Origin of the sequence: Vibrio sp. S12_S33 (genome assembly GCF_963889785.1) — a bacterium.
In the GTDB taxonomy this organism is placed as follows: Bacteria; Pseudomonadota; Gammaproteobacteria; order Enterobacterales; family Vibrionaceae; genus Vibrio; species Vibrio aestuarianus.
The window spans coordinates 22,613-40,201 of sequence record NZ_CAWPQZ010000004.1 but is presented as its reverse complement, the minus strand read 5'-3'; the positions used below and the strand labels follow the sequence as shown (position 1 = coordinate 40,201).

The 17,589-nt window shown below is 40.6% G+C and carries 17 protein-coding genes and 1 pseudogene; 7 read left to right on the top strand and 11 right to left on the bottom strand.

Annotated elements, in window-relative coordinates; genetic code table 11:
• Nucleotides 1-19: 19 nt before the first annotated feature.
• Together AACW06_RS03030 and hupA are read right to left on the bottom strand one after the other, a co-directional pair.
• A complete protein-coding gene (locus AACW06_RS03030; RefSeq protein WP_192073934.1) occupies nucleotides 20-703 on the bottom strand; it encodes a DUF1481 domain-containing protein in 684 nt (227 codons plus the stop codon).
• Between the two features lie 42 nt (nucleotides 704-745).
• Entirely contained in the window at nucleotides 746-1,018 is a 273-nt protein-coding gene (hupA, locus tag AACW06_RS03025) for a nucleoid-associated protein HU-alpha (RefSeq protein ID WP_010320328.1), read from the bottom strand.
• Nucleotides 1,019-1,333: 315 nt separating this feature from the next.
• On the opposite strand from hupA, the gene AACW06_RS03020 reads away from it, so the two are divergent.
• Nucleotides 1,334-2,389 (top strand): CNNM domain-containing protein, encoded by a 1,056-nt coding sequence (locus AACW06_RS03020; RefSeq protein WP_192073933.1) that lies wholly within the window; start codon nucleotides 1,334-1,336, stop codon nucleotides 2,387-2,389.
• Between the two features lie 15 nt (nucleotides 2,390-2,404).
• A pseudogene (locus AACW06_RS03015) lies at nucleotides 2,405-2,596 on the top strand (hypothetical protein); the annotation flags it as partial.
• A gap of 66 nt (nucleotides 2,597-2,662) precedes the next feature.
• On the opposite strand, the gene AACW06_RS03010 reads toward AACW06_RS03015, so the two are convergent.
• Nucleotides 2,663-3,250: a YjaG family protein gene (locus tag AACW06_RS03010; protein ID WP_192073931.1), complete on the bottom strand. Its 588-nt coding sequence runs from the start codon at nucleotides 3,248-3,250 to the stop codon at nucleotides 2,663-2,665.
• A 71-nt stretch (nucleotides 3,251-3,321) separates the two neighbouring features.
• On the opposite strand from AACW06_RS03010, the gene AACW06_RS03005 reads away from it, so the two are divergent.
• Nucleotides 3,322-4,248, top strand: coding sequence for a D-2-hydroxyacid dehydrogenase (locus AACW06_RS03005; protein WP_192073930.1), 927 nt, complete (start codon nucleotides 3,322-3,324; stop codon nucleotides 4,246-4,248).
• 13 nt (nucleotides 4,249-4,261) lie between these two features.
• On the opposite strand, the gene AACW06_RS03000 is transcribed toward AACW06_RS03005, so the two are convergent.
• From AACW06_RS03000 to AACW06_RS02990, 3 genes are all read right to left on the bottom strand, one after another.
• On the bottom strand, nucleotides 4,262-4,582 hold the full coding sequence (locus AACW06_RS03000) for a nucleotidyltransferase family protein (RefSeq protein ID WP_192073929.1): 321 nt from the start codon (nucleotides 4,580-4,582) through the stop codon (nucleotides 4,262-4,264).
• The gene (locus AACW06_RS02995; RefSeq protein WP_168520693.1) at nucleotides 4,572-4,997 is read right to left on the bottom strand and encodes an HI0074 family nucleotidyltransferase substrate-binding subunit; all 426 of its coding nucleotides are present in this window, start codon (nucleotides 4,995-4,997) and stop codon (nucleotides 4,572-4,574) included. Before AACW06_RS02995 ends, AACW06_RS03000 begins: the two co-directional genes overlap by 11 nt.
• Nucleotides 4,998-5,097: 100 nt before the next feature.
• Complete coding sequence (locus tag AACW06_RS02990) at nucleotides 5,098-6,414, bottom strand: MBL fold metallo-hydrolase RNA specificity domain-containing protein (protein WP_192073928.1); 1,317 nt, start codon at nucleotides 6,412-6,414, stop codon at nucleotides 5,098-5,100.
• A gap of 260 nt (nucleotides 6,415-6,674) precedes the next feature.
• On the opposite strand from AACW06_RS02990, the gene wecA reads away from it, so the two are divergent.
• From wecA to tnpC, 4 genes are all read left to right on the top strand, one after another.
• On the top strand, nucleotides 6,675-7,763 hold the full coding sequence (wecA, locus tag AACW06_RS02985) for a UDP-N-acetylglucosamine--undecaprenyl-phosphate N-acetylglucosaminephosphotransferase (RefSeq protein ID WP_192074020.1): 1,089 nt from the start codon (nucleotides 6,675-6,677) through the stop codon (nucleotides 7,761-7,763).
• Nucleotides 7,764-8,034: 271 nt separating this feature from the next.
• Complete coding sequence (gene tnpA / locus AACW06_RS02980; RefSeq protein ID WP_192073927.1) at nucleotides 8,035-8,355, top strand: IS66 family insertion sequence element accessory protein TnpA; 321 nt, start codon at nucleotides 8,035-8,037, stop codon at nucleotides 8,353-8,355.
• Nucleotides 8,352-8,705, top strand: coding sequence for an IS66 family insertion sequence element accessory protein TnpB (tnpB, locus tag AACW06_RS02975; RefSeq protein ID WP_192073926.1), 354 nt, complete (start codon nucleotides 8,352-8,354; stop codon nucleotides 8,703-8,705). The genes tnpA and tnpB overlap by 4 nt, the downstream gene beginning before the upstream one ends.
• Before the next feature lie 59 nt (nucleotides 8,706-8,764).
• Nucleotides 8,765-10,300, top strand: a complete 1,536-nt coding sequence (gene tnpC, locus AACW06_RS02970) for an IS66 family transposase (RefSeq protein ID WP_192073925.1) — start codon at nucleotides 8,765-8,767, stop codon at nucleotides 10,298-10,300.
• On the opposite strand, the gene AACW06_RS02965 is transcribed toward tnpC, so the two are convergent.
• From AACW06_RS02965 to asnB, 5 genes are all read right to left on the bottom strand, one after another.
• Nucleotides 10,292-11,374 carry an ISAs1 family transposase gene (locus tag AACW06_RS02965; RefSeq protein WP_192073924.1) on the bottom strand — a complete coding sequence of 361 codons (1,083 nt, stop codon included), beginning with the start codon at nucleotides 11,372-11,374 and terminating at the stop codon, nucleotides 10,292-10,294. The two genes, tnpC and AACW06_RS02965, sit on opposite strands and share 9 nt — an antisense overlap.
• 161 nt (nucleotides 11,375-11,535) lie before the next feature.
• On the bottom strand, nucleotides 11,536-12,666 hold the full coding sequence (locus tag AACW06_RS02960; RefSeq protein WP_192073923.1) for a glycosyltransferase family 4 protein: 1,131 nt from the start codon (nucleotides 12,664-12,666) through the stop codon (nucleotides 11,536-11,538).
• A gap of 2 nt (nucleotides 12,667-12,668) precedes the next feature.
• Nucleotides 12,669-14,597, bottom strand: coding sequence for an acyltransferase family protein (locus tag AACW06_RS02955; protein WP_192073922.1), 1,929 nt, complete (start codon nucleotides 14,595-14,597; stop codon nucleotides 12,669-12,671).
• Between the two features lie 55 nt (nucleotides 14,598-14,652).
• Nucleotides 14,653-15,546: a DapH/DapD/GlmU-related protein gene (locus AACW06_RS02950; protein ID WP_339379016.1), complete on the bottom strand. Its 894-nt coding sequence runs from the start codon at nucleotides 15,544-15,546 to the stop codon at nucleotides 14,653-14,655.
• Nucleotides 15,547-15,640: 94 nt separating this feature from the next.
• Nucleotides 15,641-17,584 carry an asparagine synthase (glutamine-hydrolyzing) gene (gene asnB, locus AACW06_RS02945; protein WP_192073920.1) on the bottom strand — a complete coding sequence of 648 codons (1,944 nt, stop codon included), beginning with the start codon at nucleotides 17,582-17,584 and terminating at the stop codon, nucleotides 15,641-15,643.
• Nucleotides 17,585-17,589: the final 5 nt, after the last annotated feature.

Below are 17,589 nucleotides of genomic sequence, written 5' to 3'. Positions count from 1 at the left end.
CAATGAACGCCTTATTTTTTTAATCTTCTATCAATTGAGGCTTATTTACACAACCATGGTTTTCATCGGCCTGCATTAACAGCCTCTCAACATACATGCGGTTATTGCGAACCTTACCAAGAAAAGCGAGGTAATGCTTCGGTGACGAAGAGCTCGTATCAACGCGATGCAAGTTTTGATTGAATTCAACTTGACTGTATTGATTGCCAGTGCAGCTTGCAAATACTTCACCATCCCAAACACCTTGGATTAATGACAAACCGCGATTGTCTTTAGTAACAGAAGCAACATACTGAGATTGCGCAAGGTAAATAGATAGCTGCTCTTTACTCAATGGCAGCACTTTTCCATCAACACGATATTGTTGATAAACCGCTTCACCATCTTTATTAAAACGCAGATGAATACTATAAGGCACCAAGTTATTGTTGCTCGGTAATGAACCTTCTCGCTTTAACTCTCGCAATGAGCCTTCGTCCCAGCGGTAATTGGTTTGATAGCCACCATACTCACCAGAATTGACATAGTCAGCGGCACTGTTGGGCAAAACAAGACGCTCGGTATACCAATAAAAACTGGTGGCATCACCCATCGTTTGTCCACTGGTATAATTTACATATTGTTCAATATTGGGCGTGTGACTAGAAGCAGTGCACCCGATAAGGAAAAGAGAGCATAGAGATGGTAACAGGAATTTTTTCATGGGAAGAATCTACGCCGAGAGAGTATCTCGGCGTAGTATAAATTATTTCACTGAATCTTTCAGCGCTTTACCTGCTACGAATGCTGGAACGTTTGCTGCTGCGATTTGGATCTCAGCACCCGTTTTAGGGTTGCGACCAGTACGCGCTGCACGGTGGTTTACTTTGAATGTACCAAAACCAATTAGTTGAACTTGGTCACCCTCTTTGAGAGCGCCTTCAACTGCGCCTAAAGTCGCTTCAAGAGCAGCTTTTGCTTGTGCTTTAGATAGGTCTGCTTTTTCTGCGATAAAGTCGATTAATTGGGTCTTGTTCATTAGGTTTCCCTTCTTATAGGTTATCGAATTGAGATCACTCTAAAGCATAAAGCCCCCGTCTGGCAAAGGTTTGTCACTGAAGTTTTGTCTCTATGCCTTACTTTTAACCACAATATGAGCATTAACTCACAATTTGTTACTGATTAACAAAACACATTGGCTTGTTTTTCATGCTTGAAAGCCTTATTTATAGCATGTCTATACTTGAATAGCCTGATATTTCAAGTCAGTAGACGACTTAAAATATCAGCACCAGTCATGTTCAGGTATCGTGAAACGCACTATTGGTATGGTATATCTTACTAAGGATCATTCATGTTTTTGCTTACGGTTTATATTGCCGTTGCTATCGGTGTCTCTTTTATCTGTTCGGTTTTAGAGGCGATGCTATTAAGTATTACACCGAGCTATCTTGCTCAACTACGTCAACAACAGCACCCTGCTGCTGAAAAACTAAACCAGTTAAAAGCGGATATTGATCGCCCACTAGCTTCAATCTTAACGCTAAATACCATCGCTCATACCATCGGTGCAGCTAGTGCTGGTGCACAAGCTGCTGTGGTATTTGGCAGCGAATGGCTGGGAGTATTCTCTGCAGTATTAACGTTAGGTATTTTGGTACTTTCTGAAATTGTCCCCAAAACCCTAGGCGCTACTTACTGGCGTCAACTGGCACCTGTTGCTGCCACAATACTACGTTGGATGGTTTGGGCATTGACTCCATTTGTCTGGTTTTCAGAGCAGATCACCAAGCGTTTGGCTCGTAATATTGAACAACCTAAAATGCGCGATGAATTATCGGCTATGGCACTACTTGCCAATGAAAGTGGTGAGCTTACCGAAGGCGAATCAAAAATACTCAATAACTTGTTGAGTATTCAGTATGTCCCGGTCACCCAAGTAATGACGCCACGCACGGTACTATTTCGCGTCGATGGTGAAATGACCATCAATGAATTTTTACAGCAACACAGTGAAACACCTTTCTCACGTCCACTGGTATATAACCAAAGCAAAGGCAATATTGTCGGCTTTGTGCTTCGTTTAGAGCTATTTAAGCTGCAACAAAAAGGACAAGGTGAGAAACGTTTAGAAGAAGTGATGCGCCCACTGCATGCGCTTTTAAACAAAATGAGCCTGTTTAAAGCGTTCGAGCAAATCATGAAAAAGCGTCTACAGCTAGCCTTAGTAGTCGATGAATACGGTACAGTACAAGGCATTTTGACTTTAGAAGATATCTTTGAATATTTACTAGGTGAGCAAATTGTAGATGAGGCTGACAAGATCACCGACATGCAGCAGTTGGCCTACCAACGCTGGGAAATGTGGAAAAAGAAACACGGTGTCATTGAAAATCGAGATGAAGAATAATCACCAATAAGCTCGATGATTGAAAAAGGTGAAATGCAGAAAATTGATGACAACACCATACAAATGAACATCACTTACAACAACGGTGAGAAAGCAACGCTTTTAGGCGTGCGCAACGGAAATGATGTGGCTTGTTATCTTGACGGTGAGCTAGTGACCCAAACTTTAATGGAAGAGTTGGAAGCGTATTTACAAACGCACGCTTAATTCACGTTAAACTGAATATCAAAAATCCGATATCGAAACAAAGATATCGGATTTTTTGCACTTAAGCTAAAGACTTACACCAATGTTGCTCACGCCTTCATCACGCAGCTCTTGACGTAAATCTTTAATTAAATCAATGTCGCGTTCAACCGCTTCACGAAGTGGACGGAAAATAGCCCACTGGATATCCCACTCTTCGCAAACCGCTTCATTCTGCTTTTGGTTTTCATTATTGATCGCTTCGCCGGTTTGCGCTTCTTCTAACTGAGCGACTGTCAGCACTGAAATTTGACTGATCTTCTGCATGTTTTCATACAAATAATCACGGTCAAGCAAGCCATGCAGCAAGTTAGATAACGCTACGCACGCATCGATTGCAGGATAAACAGCGTAAACATCAAAATCTTCCGAGCTTGGAATGATCTCTTCCAACTTCTCTAACTGATTCTCGAAATTAATTTTAGCATTTTTTACCGTGAGCAATTCCCAAACGCTGTCTAGAATATCGCGATATACTCGCGCATGAGCAAATTCAGCATTATCGCAAAACATGGCATAGTTCGGGTACATACGTTCACACAAACACGCCATAAAAGTAATTTGTTGCCAAGGTTCAAATTTCTCAAGACGAACCTGTAGAGGGTTTTGTAGCATAATCACTCAATCGTTGCAGAAAAAGACAGCGGAAGTGTACTTGATAAACAACAGGGAAAAAAGCAAAGCTGATGAACAATTTCACCGATAAAGTGTATATTCTTACCGAGCATGATGAGATTTACCGCCAAGCTCTAGAGAAAGCGGGTTTGACAGACTTGGTTATCACTACCGATCGCCACCAAGCAACTATTCTGCTAGCAGCTCCCCCAATGGCCGCAAAGTGTCTGCAAGACTTCCCTAATCTAGAGTGGTTACAATCAGCCTATGCCGGTGTGGATACTTTAATTGACCCTAATTTGCGTCAAGATTACCAATTGACCAATGTGAAAGGCATCTTTGGCCAACAAATTGCCGAGTATGTACTTGGCTACACTATTGCACATTTCAGGCACTTTCCACGCTACCAAGTTCAACAGCAACACAAACAATGGCTACCGCATGCTTACCAGTCAATTAATGGCAAAACCATGGTTATACTCGGCACGGGTGCGATTGGTAGTCACTTAGCACAGGTAGCAAAAGCGTTTGGTTTAACGGTTGTTGGGGTTAACAGTACAGGGATCCCTGCTAGAAGTGGCCAATTTGATCAGACCTATCATGTCAATGAACTTGGCGCGGCCTTTGCCCAAGCCGATATTGTGGTCAGTACCTTACCCAACACGCCTCAAACGCTCGGTCTGTTAAACCAGAATACGCTGAGTCATTGCCAACAGGCGTTATTGTTTAATGTCGGACGCGGCAAAAACCTCGTCGAGAGTGACCTCATTACCGCGATTGAACTGGGTCACATTCAACACGCCTATCTGGATGTATTTGAGCAAGAACCGCTCGATAGGGAACATTCGTTTTGGCAACACCCGAGCATCACGTTAACTCCGCACATTGCCGCTGTCAGTTTTCCTGAGCAGGTGGTAGAGATTTTTACACGCAACTACCAGTTATGGCGTGAAGGTTTCCAACTGGAAAACCGTATTGATTTTGATAAAGGGTATTAAGGGGTTTCGGCTTTCACTTGATCCGCAAGCCATGCTGTTCGATATGGGCCAACAATTCAGGTGAAGTGATTTTATGCTTAATCAACAAATCGACCTTGTATGGTAAAGATGATTGATCCAAAGTATCAAGCATCAGCGCAATCTCATTTAAGGTGAGCGCTTTCCCTTCTAACGCAATGTCGATATCTGAACTCTCTTTAAATGTACCCAGCGCCCGAGAGCCAAAAACCCACGCACGCTCAACCAAAGGGTTGGACAATACTGCGTCGTTCAATAACTGATATTGATGAAGTTTTAAACCAATTTTTATTGAGACAAGGGCTTTACTGACCACTTTTTGCCTCTAAACTTTTCACTTCTAAATAGTCGGTAATCTCACCGATTACCGGAGAAAAACGTTCCACAATAAGCTGTTGTGCTTCAAGGACATTTTTTTCATCGTAGGTATGTGATAGCAGATTTCGCTTCATCAATGCTTCAAGTAGCACCTCACATTGATCAGAAGAAAGATGTCTCGCCTCTAATGCAGTACGAATAACACTTCGTGGTGAAGCAACATCAAAACCTTCAAATTCAAGTAAATCTTTTAGCGTTTTCCAAGTTAACTCAAATGAAAACTCGAACGTTTGCACTAACCCAGCAAGCTCTAGTTCATTGTAAGTTTTTTGAGAACAAGCTTTTTCAAGACGATGCTGCGCTTTGGATAAGTTTTGTAGACGCTGTTTCCAACGTTGAGGATTTAAAGTCATCGTATTCACCTTAGCACGGGATGCTCGAATTCTAACGGATGAAGTATGATACCTTCCCACCAAGGAAAGAGAAACGCAAACCTTCGTTCGCTGACTCACCTCAACTCACAAACTTATACCCCGCACTTCTGAGCTTTACAGCAAAAGCTTGCTTTGTTTCCGGCTCTCCGTGAATTAGATGGATCTGCTTTGGTTTTTCAGCAATACCTTCAATAAAACGCAACAGGTCTGCTTGATCTGCATGGGCTGAATAGCCAGACATGGTATGAATGAACGCGTTAACCTGCGTTTGTTTACCATCAATCCACACCTGGTTATCACCTTGCTGTATTGCGCGGCCTAGCGTTCCTTCAGCTTGGTAACCTGCAAAAATGACGTCGGTGCGCTGATCTGGCAATAGCGCTTTTAGATAGTCCATCACTCGCCCACCCTCACACATACCAGAAGCAGCAACAACAATTGCGGGCTCGCCCGTTGAGGCTAAGCGGTTCACTAAAGCATGATGTGAGCGATTATCTTCAACCGTTATACACTGCTCGAAAGCCAATGGATGCCGCTTTGCGTCTAAACGCACTTTCGCTTCTTTGCCCCACAGTTTTTTAAAACGGCGATAAGACTTGGTTACTTTTTGCGCCATCGGCGAGTCTAAAATAATCGGAATATTTCCAGCAATACCATGTTCGAAAATCAACTGCTCGATATCAAACAGTAATTCCTGAGTTCGACCAACACTAAACGCAGGAATCAAGATCGTGCCGCCATCTTGCAGTGAACGGTTGATAATGGCCTGTAGGCGCTGCGACCTTTGCTCGACACTTTCGTGAACTTTATCGCCATAGGTCGTTTCAATGTAGAGGTAGTCCGCACGTGGTGGCGAAACAGGGTCTGGCAGCAGTGGCGTATTGCTTGGACCGAGATCACCAGAAAAAACCACAATCTCGTTATTTGGTAATTTAAACTCGACAAATGCCGAACCCAATATATGACCTGCTGGGTTGAAGCGAAAATAGCAATGAGGGAGATCACGAGAAATTGGCTGCCACACGCCGTATTCAATAGGCTTAATCAGTGACTTTACGCGATCCAATACTCGATGGCGCTGCCCATGGTTAAGCCCAAGTTGAAGCTTTAAGCCATCTTCGAGCATCAGTGGCACAAGCTCTGCAGTTGCAGGAGTGCAGTAAATCGGTTGGTTAAAGCCTGCAGCCAATAGCCATGGAATACGCCCGATATGATCAATATGCGAATGCGTTAACACCAACGCTTTGATATGGCGAAGCGCAAATTCGATATTGAGCGACTTTGGACTTTTCCCCTGCACTAAACCACAATCAATGAGTACGCTGCCCCCATTAAGATTGAGTTCATGGCAAGAGCCGGTGACCGTATGTTTTCCGCCATGATGGGTGATGTTCATACGCGAGTTCCTAAAGAATCAAAAATGCATTGTGAATTCAATTCAATCCAAAGTGAATTTCTCATTCAATCAGCCCGATCGACATCAATTTCACAATGTAATAAACTGTGTTGGTACACCTATTTTTAAGAAAGTTAATCAAAAAACACTGTTTTGATGGCAAAAAGCTAAGGATATACTCACCGAACGAATCGCTTTACTTTATCGAAAAGTGTAATTCGTTTAATATTGTTCATCACTATTCTAAAAGGCTTATTTTCGTGCTAATACCACTTGTTGACCTCGCATTCCTTTTTTTCTTTTCTCTGGCTTCATTGTTCTTGCTGAGAAAATTTGCAAAAAAGATAGGCTTAGTCGACAAGCCTAATGCACGAAAGCTACACAATGGTTCAATCCCTTTAGTTGGGGGCATATCGATATGTATATCTATGCTTTATTTTTTATTCAATAACACATCTATAATCCCCCATACACCTCTATTTGCTGCTTGTATCATGACCTTAGTTATTGTTGGTGCGTTGGATGATAAATTCGATATAAGCTTCAAGATTAGATTTGCTGTTCAAGCCATACTATCGGTAGCCATGATGATGATAGGAGGAATTGAACTCCACACGATTGGTGATGTCTTTGGAACAGGAGATGTAATCACATTAGGGTGGTTTGGTTACTTGGTTACAATATTTGCCGTTGTTGGCGCTATCAACGCGTTTAATATGGTTGATGGTATTGATGGGCTATTAGGAGGGCTTTCGGTCGTCACTTTTGGCGGATTGGGGATTCTACTGGCACATGATGGGCAACAAAATATTGCCTACCTTTGCTTGGTGATGGTTGTGATCATGCTGCCATACATACTTCTAAACCTTGGTGCATTTGGAAGAAAACGCAAAGTCTTTATGGGTGATGCTGGAAGCATGGTTATTGGATTCACTGTAATTTGGTTTTTACTGCTTTCAAGCCAAAATGGAAAAGGGGCACCTCTTCAGCCAGTTACCGCACTATGGTTGATTGCTGTACCGCTTATGGACATGGCTGCAATAATGATACGTCGAATGCAACGTGGCTGCTCACCCTTCAAACCAGACAGAGAGCATTTACATCACATTTTTCAGCGCCTAGGCCTGAGTTCAACTCAGACTCTAATTGTGATTTGCCTGATTGCAGCAACTTATGCTGGTATTGGTATTTATGCAGAAATAATGGGCGTACCTGAATATGTTATGTTCTATGCCTTCATCGCCTGTTTCTTGATTTACTTGCTTATCCTCACTTACGTTTGGCGTATCACTACGTGGTTAAAGCAAGCTTTGGATGTTTCTCCGACAAAAAATAATAAAAGTGAATAACAAAATGAAAATATTCACCAAGGGCATGCACCATAGAAAATTAATAAACACCCTTTCTACATAAAGGCTCACAACCAGGGTCCGCGCATGAGTTAACGAAATGTTAATCACCAAATAAAACTCGCTCACGGAACTCCGTATTCAATGCGCATTTTAACTGCCGTCTTTTCAGGGTGCCCTTCATCTCAACTGTAAGCGCATCATAAACCCCACATTCTAATCATCCTCAGTCCGCCATAAGATCAAATCTCCAACCACAAGGAGATTTGAAATGGCAAAACGACGCACCGACCAAGAATGGCAAACCCTGTTTGAAAAATACCAATCCAGTCATCTATCCCAGCGGGTCTTCTGTGAGCGTAACGGGCTAAGTCTGCCTACCTTTTATGCCAAACGCCAACAGTTACAAACTACACAGTCAGCTAATATCGGCGGCTTTGTTAAAGCCGAAGTTATCGAAAAAACGACTCACTACCAAGTGGCTCAAGCATCCGTAGCCAATATGACTTTATCGATAAATAACGTTGAACTCAGCGTACCTCAAGGCACTCCCGTCCATTACTTAGCCGAACTAATTGGGGTACTATCATGAAGAGAATGCTCAGTGCACCCAATATTTACTTGTATCGAGAGTTCGTGGACTTTAGAAAATCCATCAATGGATTAGCCGCAATTATCGAGTCCGAAACCGATTTGCCGTTAGGCACAGGTGCGCTATTCCTGTTTACCAATAAACAACGCGACAAAGTTAAAGTGTTGTACTGGGATAAAACGGGCTTTGCCCTGTGGTACAAACGGCTCGAAAAAGCCAAATTCAAATGGCCCACTCAAGAGGAAAAACAGATGTACACCCTGACTCACTTTGACTTAGACAGGCTGTTATCTGGCTTCACGATAATCGGCCATAAACCGATAAAAATAGACAATTTCACAATGAGTTAAGCTCGAAAAAAGTCAGTTATATCAAGCTTTGGCGTGGTGTTTTTAGTATAATCAATGCCATGAAAAAGACGCCCGATATTAACCCAGAAAGCCAAGACATCGCCGAGCTTCAAGCTATGGTGAAAGCGTTGATGTCGGAGAAAAAAGAGTGGCAACAAGAGCGCCAATCCTTAATTGAGCAGTTTAAACTGGCCCTTGACCGTCAGTTCGCCAAACGCTCGGAAGCGTTAAAACCATATAACGAAGCACAGGGCGACCTCTTTAATGAGGCGGAATGTGAAGCGGCGAAAGCGGAAGATGAGGTTATCACCACCACAACAACGACGACCATCAAACATCGTGGTAAACGTCAACCGCTTCCTAAAGACTTGCCACGTGACATTATCGAGCTTGACCTAGATGAGCACGACAAACAGTGCTCATGCTGCCAACACACTCTGCATAAAATCGGCGAAGACCGCAGTGAAAAGCTGGAGTTCACGCCCGCCGTCCTAAAAGTGTTGGAATATGTTCGCCCGAAATACGCCTGTCGTCAGTGTGAACAACAGGCTGAAAAAAGCAAAATTCACCAACAACCCGCACCGATAAGCATCATTCCCAAAAGCTTCGCTACCGAAAGCCTGCTTGCCAACATTATTTTAGGCAAATATCAGTATGCGCTGCCGCTGTATCGTCAGGAAACCTTGTTCACCCAATCAGGCATTGAGTTATCGAGAACGACCATGGCAAGGTGGGTAATCCAAGTCAGTGAAAAGTTCAAACCGCTTTATCAAGCATTAAAAATACATTTACTTGAACAAGTGGTGGTTCAGGCCGATGAAACGCCACTCAATGTACTCAAGGAAGACAAGCAATGTTACATGTGGCTGTACTGCTCGGGAGCCGACTCCCCCAAAGCCACCTTACCTGACATGAAAAATATCGTCTTGTTCGACTATCAAAACAGTCGCGCGAGAGCGTGTCCCGTGAACTTCTTGGGCGATTACTCAGGCTATCTGCAAAGTGATGGCTACGCGGCTTATGACGGATTAACTAACGTGACCAATGTGGGTTGCTTTGCTCACGCTCGCCGTAAGTTCATGGAGGCGAAGAAGCTTCAGGGCAAAGGCAAAACAGGTAAAGCGGATGTGGCGTTAGCCAAAATCCAAAAGCTGTATGCACTGGAATCGCGATTAAAACTCGCTTCGGTCGAAGAACGTTGGTCTGAAAGGCAATCCCGAGCCAAACCGCTGCTGGATGATCTCTATGACTGGTTAACCTCGCAGAAAGTCATTGAATCGAGTCCGCTTGGAAAAGCGATTAAGTACACCTTGGGGCAGTGGCCTAAGCTGATACGCTATGTTGACGATGGACATTTATCTATCGATAACAACCGAGTGGAACGCGCAATCAAATCGCTGGTCATTGGCCGAAAAAATTGGTTATTCTCGACGAATCCGCTTGGTGCTGATGCGAGCGCTTTGCTGTATAGCATCATCGAGACGGCGAAAGCCAACGGACTGATACTCTACGATTACATGGTCAAATGTATGAAAGAGCTGGCAAAGTCCGAGCCTGATATCAACTCACTGCTTCCTTGGAACTTCTCACACTAAAACGCCCCGTGGGATCGTGGGGCGGATACTCTCAACTAACTTGATAAAGTTCATACACATTTGACGAATTCGTGACAAGTTTTCTGAGGCGTGCTTGTAGATGATTCTGCTATCATCTTCATTCATCACACTATCTAACCACCAGTGCATGCTTTCTACACCCCAGTTTCCACGGCACAACTGACCAAAGCCTGATGGGGTTAATTTCTTCGAGGAAATAAAATACCGTATTCCCATACTGCCTGATAATTCGTGGTTATCTTTCTGGTAAGTTACTGCTATGCATAGCGTTTTCAACTCTTTCCAGTCTACTGCAAAGTCACCATGCTCTTGCTCAAATGGTACGGTAATATACGTTCTCACCATCTTGCGCCCTCGCTTACCGACCTCTTCTTGCTCAACCGATTGGGCTGCGTATTCTCCAAGCTTATCAAAAGCAAATTTCGATTCGAACAGGCCGTGTAAACGCGGTTGGTTACTTTTCACCGACATTAAGTAATCGCCACCTCTTTCCACTATCTCTTTTGCTATGCTTCGCTGGCAGCCCATAGCATCAAGGCTGATTACCCGTCCTTTCACTTTGATTAGCTTTAAAATCTCTGGGATCAACGTAATTTCATTGGATTTGATATCTGTCTTTAACTGACCAAGAACAAGCCCTGCATCTACCGAATAAGCATTGACCATATGTGTTAAACACTTGTTTTTGCTGTAATCATATGTTCCTCTCAAGGACTTGCCATCAATCGCAACATGATGAGTTTCAAGCGCCATTTCGCGCTGAATATCATTACACCAACGGACAAAACACAGTGAGAATTCGTCCGGGTCAACCAACCCAACAATGCGTGCCAGCGTATCGTGGCTCGGCACTCCATGGGCATAGTCACTGAACTTTCTAAACCACGTTAAATTCTCTTCGCCGAAGGCTTCAATATCATCCCAAGTTTTCATTCCGCATAACATCGCGGTCACTACTTGGAACATCACTTCGAAGAAGTTATAAGTCGTTTTTCTTTCCTGACGAGTATCACTCAATATGCTAAAATGCTCTTTAAATTCCATATAATTCATGTTCGGCTTATCCTGCTTTAAACATGGGTATGTTCATGAATTTTCCCTGCTTAGAAAACCGGATTCAGTGCCACGGCACACTCTCACCCCTCTTCAGTGGAAAAAGAAGTTCTCTGATAATTTTTTAATGTCAGATGTCTCTGAAATGGGGTGAGCCGGCCCTAAATTGATCTGTTACCGAAAGAATCGTATATTTCAAAATGCTTAAGAACCACATGCTCGATCGAGAACTCCTTTTCTACAAGTTGCCGTCCATTTAGTCCCATACATACGCATAATTCATGATCTAATAACAAAGTTCTAATTGCCTCAGATAATTCATCTATTGATTTACTTTTCACAACCAATGCGGTGCGTCCATCAATTACAGCATCTCTACAACCAGGGACATCGGTTGTAACTACCGCTCTCCCAATAGCGCCAGCTTCCAGAAGCACTTTAGGAAGCCCTTCACGGTATGAGGGTAAAACAACGATATCGGCATCTTCTATTACACTATTAGGGTTGTCCACATGACCGATCCATTCAATGACCCCTTCTTTGTTCCAAGATTCCAGCTTCTTTTCATCAAGGGAGGATGGATTGTCGTGGGTTCCTCCGGCTAAAATAAACTTTGTACTTGAAAAACTGGGCTTTAATAGCTTTGCTGCTTCATAAAATTCTAATACTCCTTTATCTTTTAGCATCCTAGATAACAAAACCACCCTTTTATTTCCTCTAGTTTTATATGGAACATATTTTAATGCTACCAAGTCAACACCTGACCCTTTTATTATCTTAAAGTTGAGTTTTGGCAACCCTACTAAACTTTCTAATGTTGCTTTATCATCAGTATTCTGACAAATAATTACGGAGTTTTTTCCACCTAAAGCGACTTTATATAACTTTGATACTAAATACTTTTTGATTTGATCTCGAATACCCTCACCAATAAATATAACACCAAGTCCAGATATTGCTTGAACGATCCCTTTGACGTTCGCAATTCTCGATGCAATCCCACCATAAATCACTGGTTTTATAGTTACATGATGAACAATATCAGGTTTAACTTTGAAATATAATCGACATAAATCAACCAACATAAAGAGATCAGAAATCGGGCTAACTTTTCCCCTTGCAATTCTAAAAGTATGATGCTTGAACCCATACTCCTTAAAGATTGAATACCCTTCATATTGGCCCGTAGCAATATGTACATCATAACCTAATTGCTTTGCACGCAACGCAATTGGGAGCCTATGTGACTTAAAAAACCAGTCATCATTAACAACAAAAATTATTTTTTTCATAATTAGTCTTTAAATAGATCCAACATTCTCTCTTGATTCAATCTTTTTTCAGCGAAACTAGCACCAGCGTACGAAATGTGTTTTGTATCTACAAAAAAAGACCAATCTTCATCATGAAGTTTACAGGCCCCACCATCACCGCACCATATATCATATGGGTATAAGATAGAAGTTTTATCGTTAACAAATGATTGAAAAAAAACCTTTGAGTCTATCAAATAATTAATATTTACCACTTCTAAACTCTGTATCTCCGATAAATACTTCGACTTAGTCAACAGTATATTAGGCTCAATAGCTTGTGCTCCAGATACAAAAGGATGTGCTCCTATAATCACCACCTTATCAGCTTTATTATTAAAATATTCAACGGTATCCGATAGTAGTTTATCCCATTTTTTTAAAAAATAGAGTTCGCTACCATCATCTATAGTGTTCAGAATGTTTTTATCGTATAGAGACCAGCTTTGCGATATAACTACTAAGTTATAATGTTTGTCGCTAGAGTACAACTTATCACGAATGTCATCACATGATATATCGGAAAAAATATCAAGGAATGAAACTCCTTTAAGTAATACGCACCCTCCCCGACTTACTACATCCACTTGATCATATTGCTCGATATCTAGAGCATTAACAATTGGAACCACGTAATTTTGTAATACAGAATCACCAACGAATAACACCCTACCCTCAGATTCCTGCCCCACTGAATATCCGCGCTGAAAATTATCATGAAAGCTACTAACATTGTTTTGACTCACTTCATATGCAAATGAGTTCAAAAGATTAAATCTCCAAGGGACACCATGTGTTCTATTAATAAAAACACCTATAGCAACAAAAATTGGAATAGTAGATATAACCAAAGTTAATGAACTTGGCCATTTTCCTTTATGGAAGCTAGACGATTTCCTGAGCGGCCTCTCTATATATCTATAAGTCAGCCAAGCTAAGGGACTACAAACCAATAACGTAGAAATTGCTAAATTTACAGGGTTCATATCAATATTGAAAAAATGCAATACAGATAAAAATGGTTGGTGATATAGATATAATGGATAAGATATTAAACCAATAAAGACAAAAAATTTACTCCCTAATATGTCACCCATTTTTGTTGACTTTGAACAAAACAGAAAAATGCCGGTAGCAATACAAGGATAAAGGGCATTGAGCCCTGGAAATAGAGTATTTTCATCAAATGCGAAACTAAAATAAACTATAGCAAAAAAACTAAAAAATGAAAGTAACTCATTAATTACGGCATTAGAATGCAAATAAGAAAAACGCCTATCCGAAGCTAAAATAGCAAAAATAGCACCTACTAATAACTCAAAGAACCTATAATGTGGGTAATAATAAGACTTTATAGGGTTCATCTCAATTGCAGTCTCTGACAAATATAAAGATGAACATATGAAAAACAATGTTATAACAAATAGAAAGCGAAAGTTATAGCGTCCTAAAAGGAATAATATCAATGGCCAAAAAAAATAAAATTGCTCTTCAACACCCAGTGACCAAAGGTGGATTAATGGATTGAAAACACTATCATTAACAAAATAGTTACTCCCCTGAGCGAACAATATATTCGCCAAACCAACAGAGGAGAATATTATTTCTTTTCCTAAATTACTAAACTCTGCATTATTAAGAAAAATAAAACCAAAGAGAGAAACAAAAAATAGCGTAATACTAAGAGCAGGAAGTAATCTTAACGCTCTTCTCTTATAAAATGATAAAAAGCTAAACTCTCCCTTCTTAATGTCGTTATAAACTAGAGTTGTTATCAAATAACCACTTATAACAAAAAATACATCAACTCCAACAAAACCACCAGAAAATGCAATCACGCCAGAATGAAAAAAGATGACCGATAGAACAGCCACAGCTCTTAAGCCATCAATATCTTTTCTATACTTCACTATATACCTCTAAAGAACTAAGTATAACTTCAATTCTTAAAATTAAAGAAATTATTTATTCAACCTGTGCTTTCATAAACTGAATAAATTTATCATGAGGAACTGCGAAATTCCCAGATACGACGCTGTCAGATTCGACATTTTTAGTAACAACAGAGCCAATAGAAACCCTTGCATTAGAGCCTATATGGATTCTACTGCTAACTGAACTTGATGGACCAATAAAGGCATTTTCACAGATACGAACATGCCCCATAATTCTAGCACCTGCGCAGACCAACACGTTATCTTCGATAATCGTGCCGTGCCCGACGTACACCTGAGCATCTAATTTACAATGATTGCCAATAACAGTATTTCGGTAACTAAAACCACGACTCAAAGTAGAGTTAGCTCCGATTTCACACCCTGAATTTATGTGTAAAATACCGTCATGTTTTGGACTAATAATTCCTTTAGACGTCTTTTGGTGTTGAAATGTATCTAAACCAATTACACAACCACTTCTTAATATAACATTATTTTCTATTACAACTCCGGAATGTATTGTTACGTTTGGCTCAATAATAACGTTTTCGCCAATTTGTACATTTTTATTACTAATCGTTATATTAGAATAGTAAACTGGAGATTTAATAACACTGTCAAAGTCGCCTACATTACTATTGCCGAAATAATCAACAATAGAGAAAAAAGCATAGTTTGGATCATTATGAATAACTTTAACAATTTTATCCGGTAACAAATTAGCTACTTCTTGGGTACATATGACACCCCGAATAAATTTATTATTTAATACAACTTCAATATATTTCTTCTCTTTCAAATAGGTCAACAAATTATTTGAATGATTTGAATGAATGTCGCCGATAGCAGAAAAAGAAACAGGGGATACATCAACACCCAGTATTTTCTTTAATAAATCTGAATCGATAGCCCTATTTGACATCATCTATACCTTAATTAAATTAATTTCATAGACTCACACAAATATAACAAGTATGTTTGTGTGAGCTTTTAAAAATTCCCTCAATGAGAAGTGTTCAACTGAACTCATTATATTCTAACCATTGCTGAAACATAAGAACCGGCCATAATTGAGAATGTTTATCGCTACGACCAGATAAATGTTCCAGCCAAAGCTCTCTAATAACGGAAGAGTCAAGATATCCTTGCGTCTTCATTTTATCACAATCTAATAGCTCTTCAGCCCAAGGTTTGAGCGGACCACGTAACCACTCAGCCAAAGGAAGACTAAACCCCATTTTAGGGCGCTCAATTAATTCTTTGGGAACGTACTTATACAATATTTTTTTAAGACACCACTTGGCTACACCATCTCTAATTTTTTGGTTTAAAGGTAAAGACCAAGCGAATCTAACAAGATCACGATCGAGGAAAGGAACTCTAGTTTCCAAAGATACTCCCATTGCAGCACGATCAACCTTAGCTAATATATCGTCAGGTAAATAAGAGAGCGTGTCTAAGAGCATCATATGTTCAATATCGCTTGACAAGCGCCTACTTGCATGTTCTTTAATTGAGGAAACATGTCTCTTGTCCACTCCTAAAACGACACTTTCTGGCTCTCGCCAATTCGAAACCAAGTTTGTATAAAGATCAGTGAGAGAATCAGAGGTTAATACCGCAGCACCTTTGTGCATTTTTTCACCAAGCCGGGACATTTGGTGCTTAAAAGGCAAAGCCTTGTTAAGTGCATCCCAATATTTTATAGGTAAAAGTGTTATCAATTTAGACAATATTGCCCTTACACTTAAAGGTAATTTAGCAAGCGATCTCCAAGTTTTGTCAGTCACAATATAACGATTATAACCACAAAATACTTCATCTCCTGCATCTCCAGACAACGCAACAGTTACATGTTGGCTTGCAATTTTGGATACCAGATAGGTTGGTATTTGAGAAGAGTCAGCAAAAGGCTCATCGAATAGCTGAGGTAAAAGTGAAATAACATTTAATGCATCTTCTGGCTTTACATACACCTCCGTATGTTCTGTACCTAGATGCTCAGCAATCTTTTTCGCATAAACAGCCTCATCATAAGCCTCATTTTGAAACCCTATTGAAAAAGTCTTTATCGGAGTCTCTGACTGAGATTGCATCAAGGAAACCACCAAAGAAGAGTCAACCCCTCCAGAAAGAAATGCTCCGACTGAAACATCTGAGAGCATTTGACTTTTTACTGCTTTTTTTAAGAGACCTTCTAGCTTCTCTATAGCTTCTTGTTCAGTACCATTAAATGAGTTATTCTTTGCTGAAAGAATTAGGTCTTCAGCGTCTTCATATTTATACTCGTTGCATGTATTTTTTTCTAAATCTACTTCTAAATAATGTCCTGGACTTAATTTAGATATACCTAGATAGATTGAATTTGGCGATGGAATATAAGAATAACGAAGTAAAAGTGCTAAAGACCTTCTATCTATTTCACCGACAAACTTTGGGTGAGCCTTAAGTGCTTTGAGCTCTGAGCCAAACAAAAACTCATCTTGTTGCCAGCCATAATAAAGAGGTTTCTCACCCATACGGTCTCTGCATAAAGTTAACTTTCTTAAACCTTCATCCCAGACAGCGAAAGCAAACATACCAACCAACTTACTAAGAGTCCTTGTTACACCCCACACGTCCAGACAAGCTAAAATTGTTTCTGTATCAGAGAAACCTATCCACTCAAAATTTTCACGCTCTTCTTCCACTAAAGCCCTTAACTCTAGATGGTTATATATTTCACCGTTAAATACAATAGTAAAATTTTTTGACTGAGAAGTCATTGGTTGTGACCCAGACTCACTTATATCTAAAATAGCCAACCTTCTATGAGCGAAACCAACTTTTCCTTCTGAATTTAGCCATTCTCCTGAGCTATCTGGGCCTCTTGATTCTATTTGATTACCCATTTTACGTAAAACATCATAACTGGATGTTGAAGGGATATTCTTACTATAAAAACCTGCTATACCGCACATACTTT

What these genes read in the sequence shown, in the direction of transcription:
- AACW06_RS03030 (WP_192073934.1), bottom strand. Translation starts at nt 703, where the DNA reads ATGAAAAAATTCCTGTTACCATCTCTATGCTCTCTTTTCCTTATCGGG.
- hupA (WP_010320328.1), bottom strand. Translation starts at nt 1,018, where the DNA reads ATGAACAAGACCCAATTAATCGACTTTATCGCAGAAAAAGCAGACCTA.
- AACW06_RS03020 (WP_192073933.1), top strand. Translation starts at nt 1,334, where the DNA reads ATGTTTTTGCTTACGGTTTATATTGCCGTTGCTATCGGTGTCTCTTTT.
- AACW06_RS03010 (WP_192073931.1), bottom strand. Translation starts at nt 3,250, where the DNA reads ATGCTACAAAACCCTCTACAGGTTCGTCTTGAGAAATTTGAACCTTGG.
- AACW06_RS03005 (WP_192073930.1), top strand. Translation starts at nt 3,322, where the DNA reads ATGAACAATTTCACCGATAAAGTGTATATTCTTACCGAGCATGATGAG.
- AACW06_RS02995 (WP_168520693.1), bottom strand. Translation starts at nt 4,997, where the DNA reads ATGACTTTAAATCCTCAACGTTGGAAACAGCGTCTACAAAACTTATCC.
- AACW06_RS02990 (WP_192073928.1), bottom strand. Translation starts at nt 6,414, where the DNA reads ATGAACATCACCCATCATGGCGGAAAACATACGGTCACCGGCTCTTGC.
- tnpA (WP_192073927.1), top strand. Translation starts at nt 8,035, where the DNA reads ATGGCAAAACGACGCACCGACCAAGAATGGCAAACCCTGTTTGAAAAA.
- tnpB (WP_192073926.1), top strand. Translation starts at nt 8,352, where the DNA reads ATGAAGAGAATGCTCAGTGCACCCAATATTTACTTGTATCGAGAGTTC.
- tnpC (WP_192073925.1), top strand. Translation starts at nt 8,765, where the DNA reads ATGAAAAAGACGCCCGATATTAACCCAGAAAGCCAAGACATCGCCGAG.
- AACW06_RS02965 (WP_192073924.1), bottom strand. Translation starts at nt 11,374, where the DNA reads ATGAATTATATGGAATTTAAAGAGCATTTTAGCATATTGAGTGATACT.
- AACW06_RS02960 (WP_192073923.1), bottom strand. Translation starts at nt 12,666, where the DNA reads ATGAAAAAAATAATTTTTGTTGTTAATGATGACTGGTTTTTTAAGTCA.
- AACW06_RS02950 (WP_339379016.1), bottom strand. Translation starts at nt 15,546, where the DNA reads ATGTCAAATAGGGCTATCGATTCAGATTTATTAAAGAAAATACTGGGT.
- asnB (WP_192073920.1), bottom strand. Translation starts at nt 17,584, where the DNA reads ATGTGCGGTATAGCAGGTTTTTATAGTAAGAATATCCCTTCAACATCC.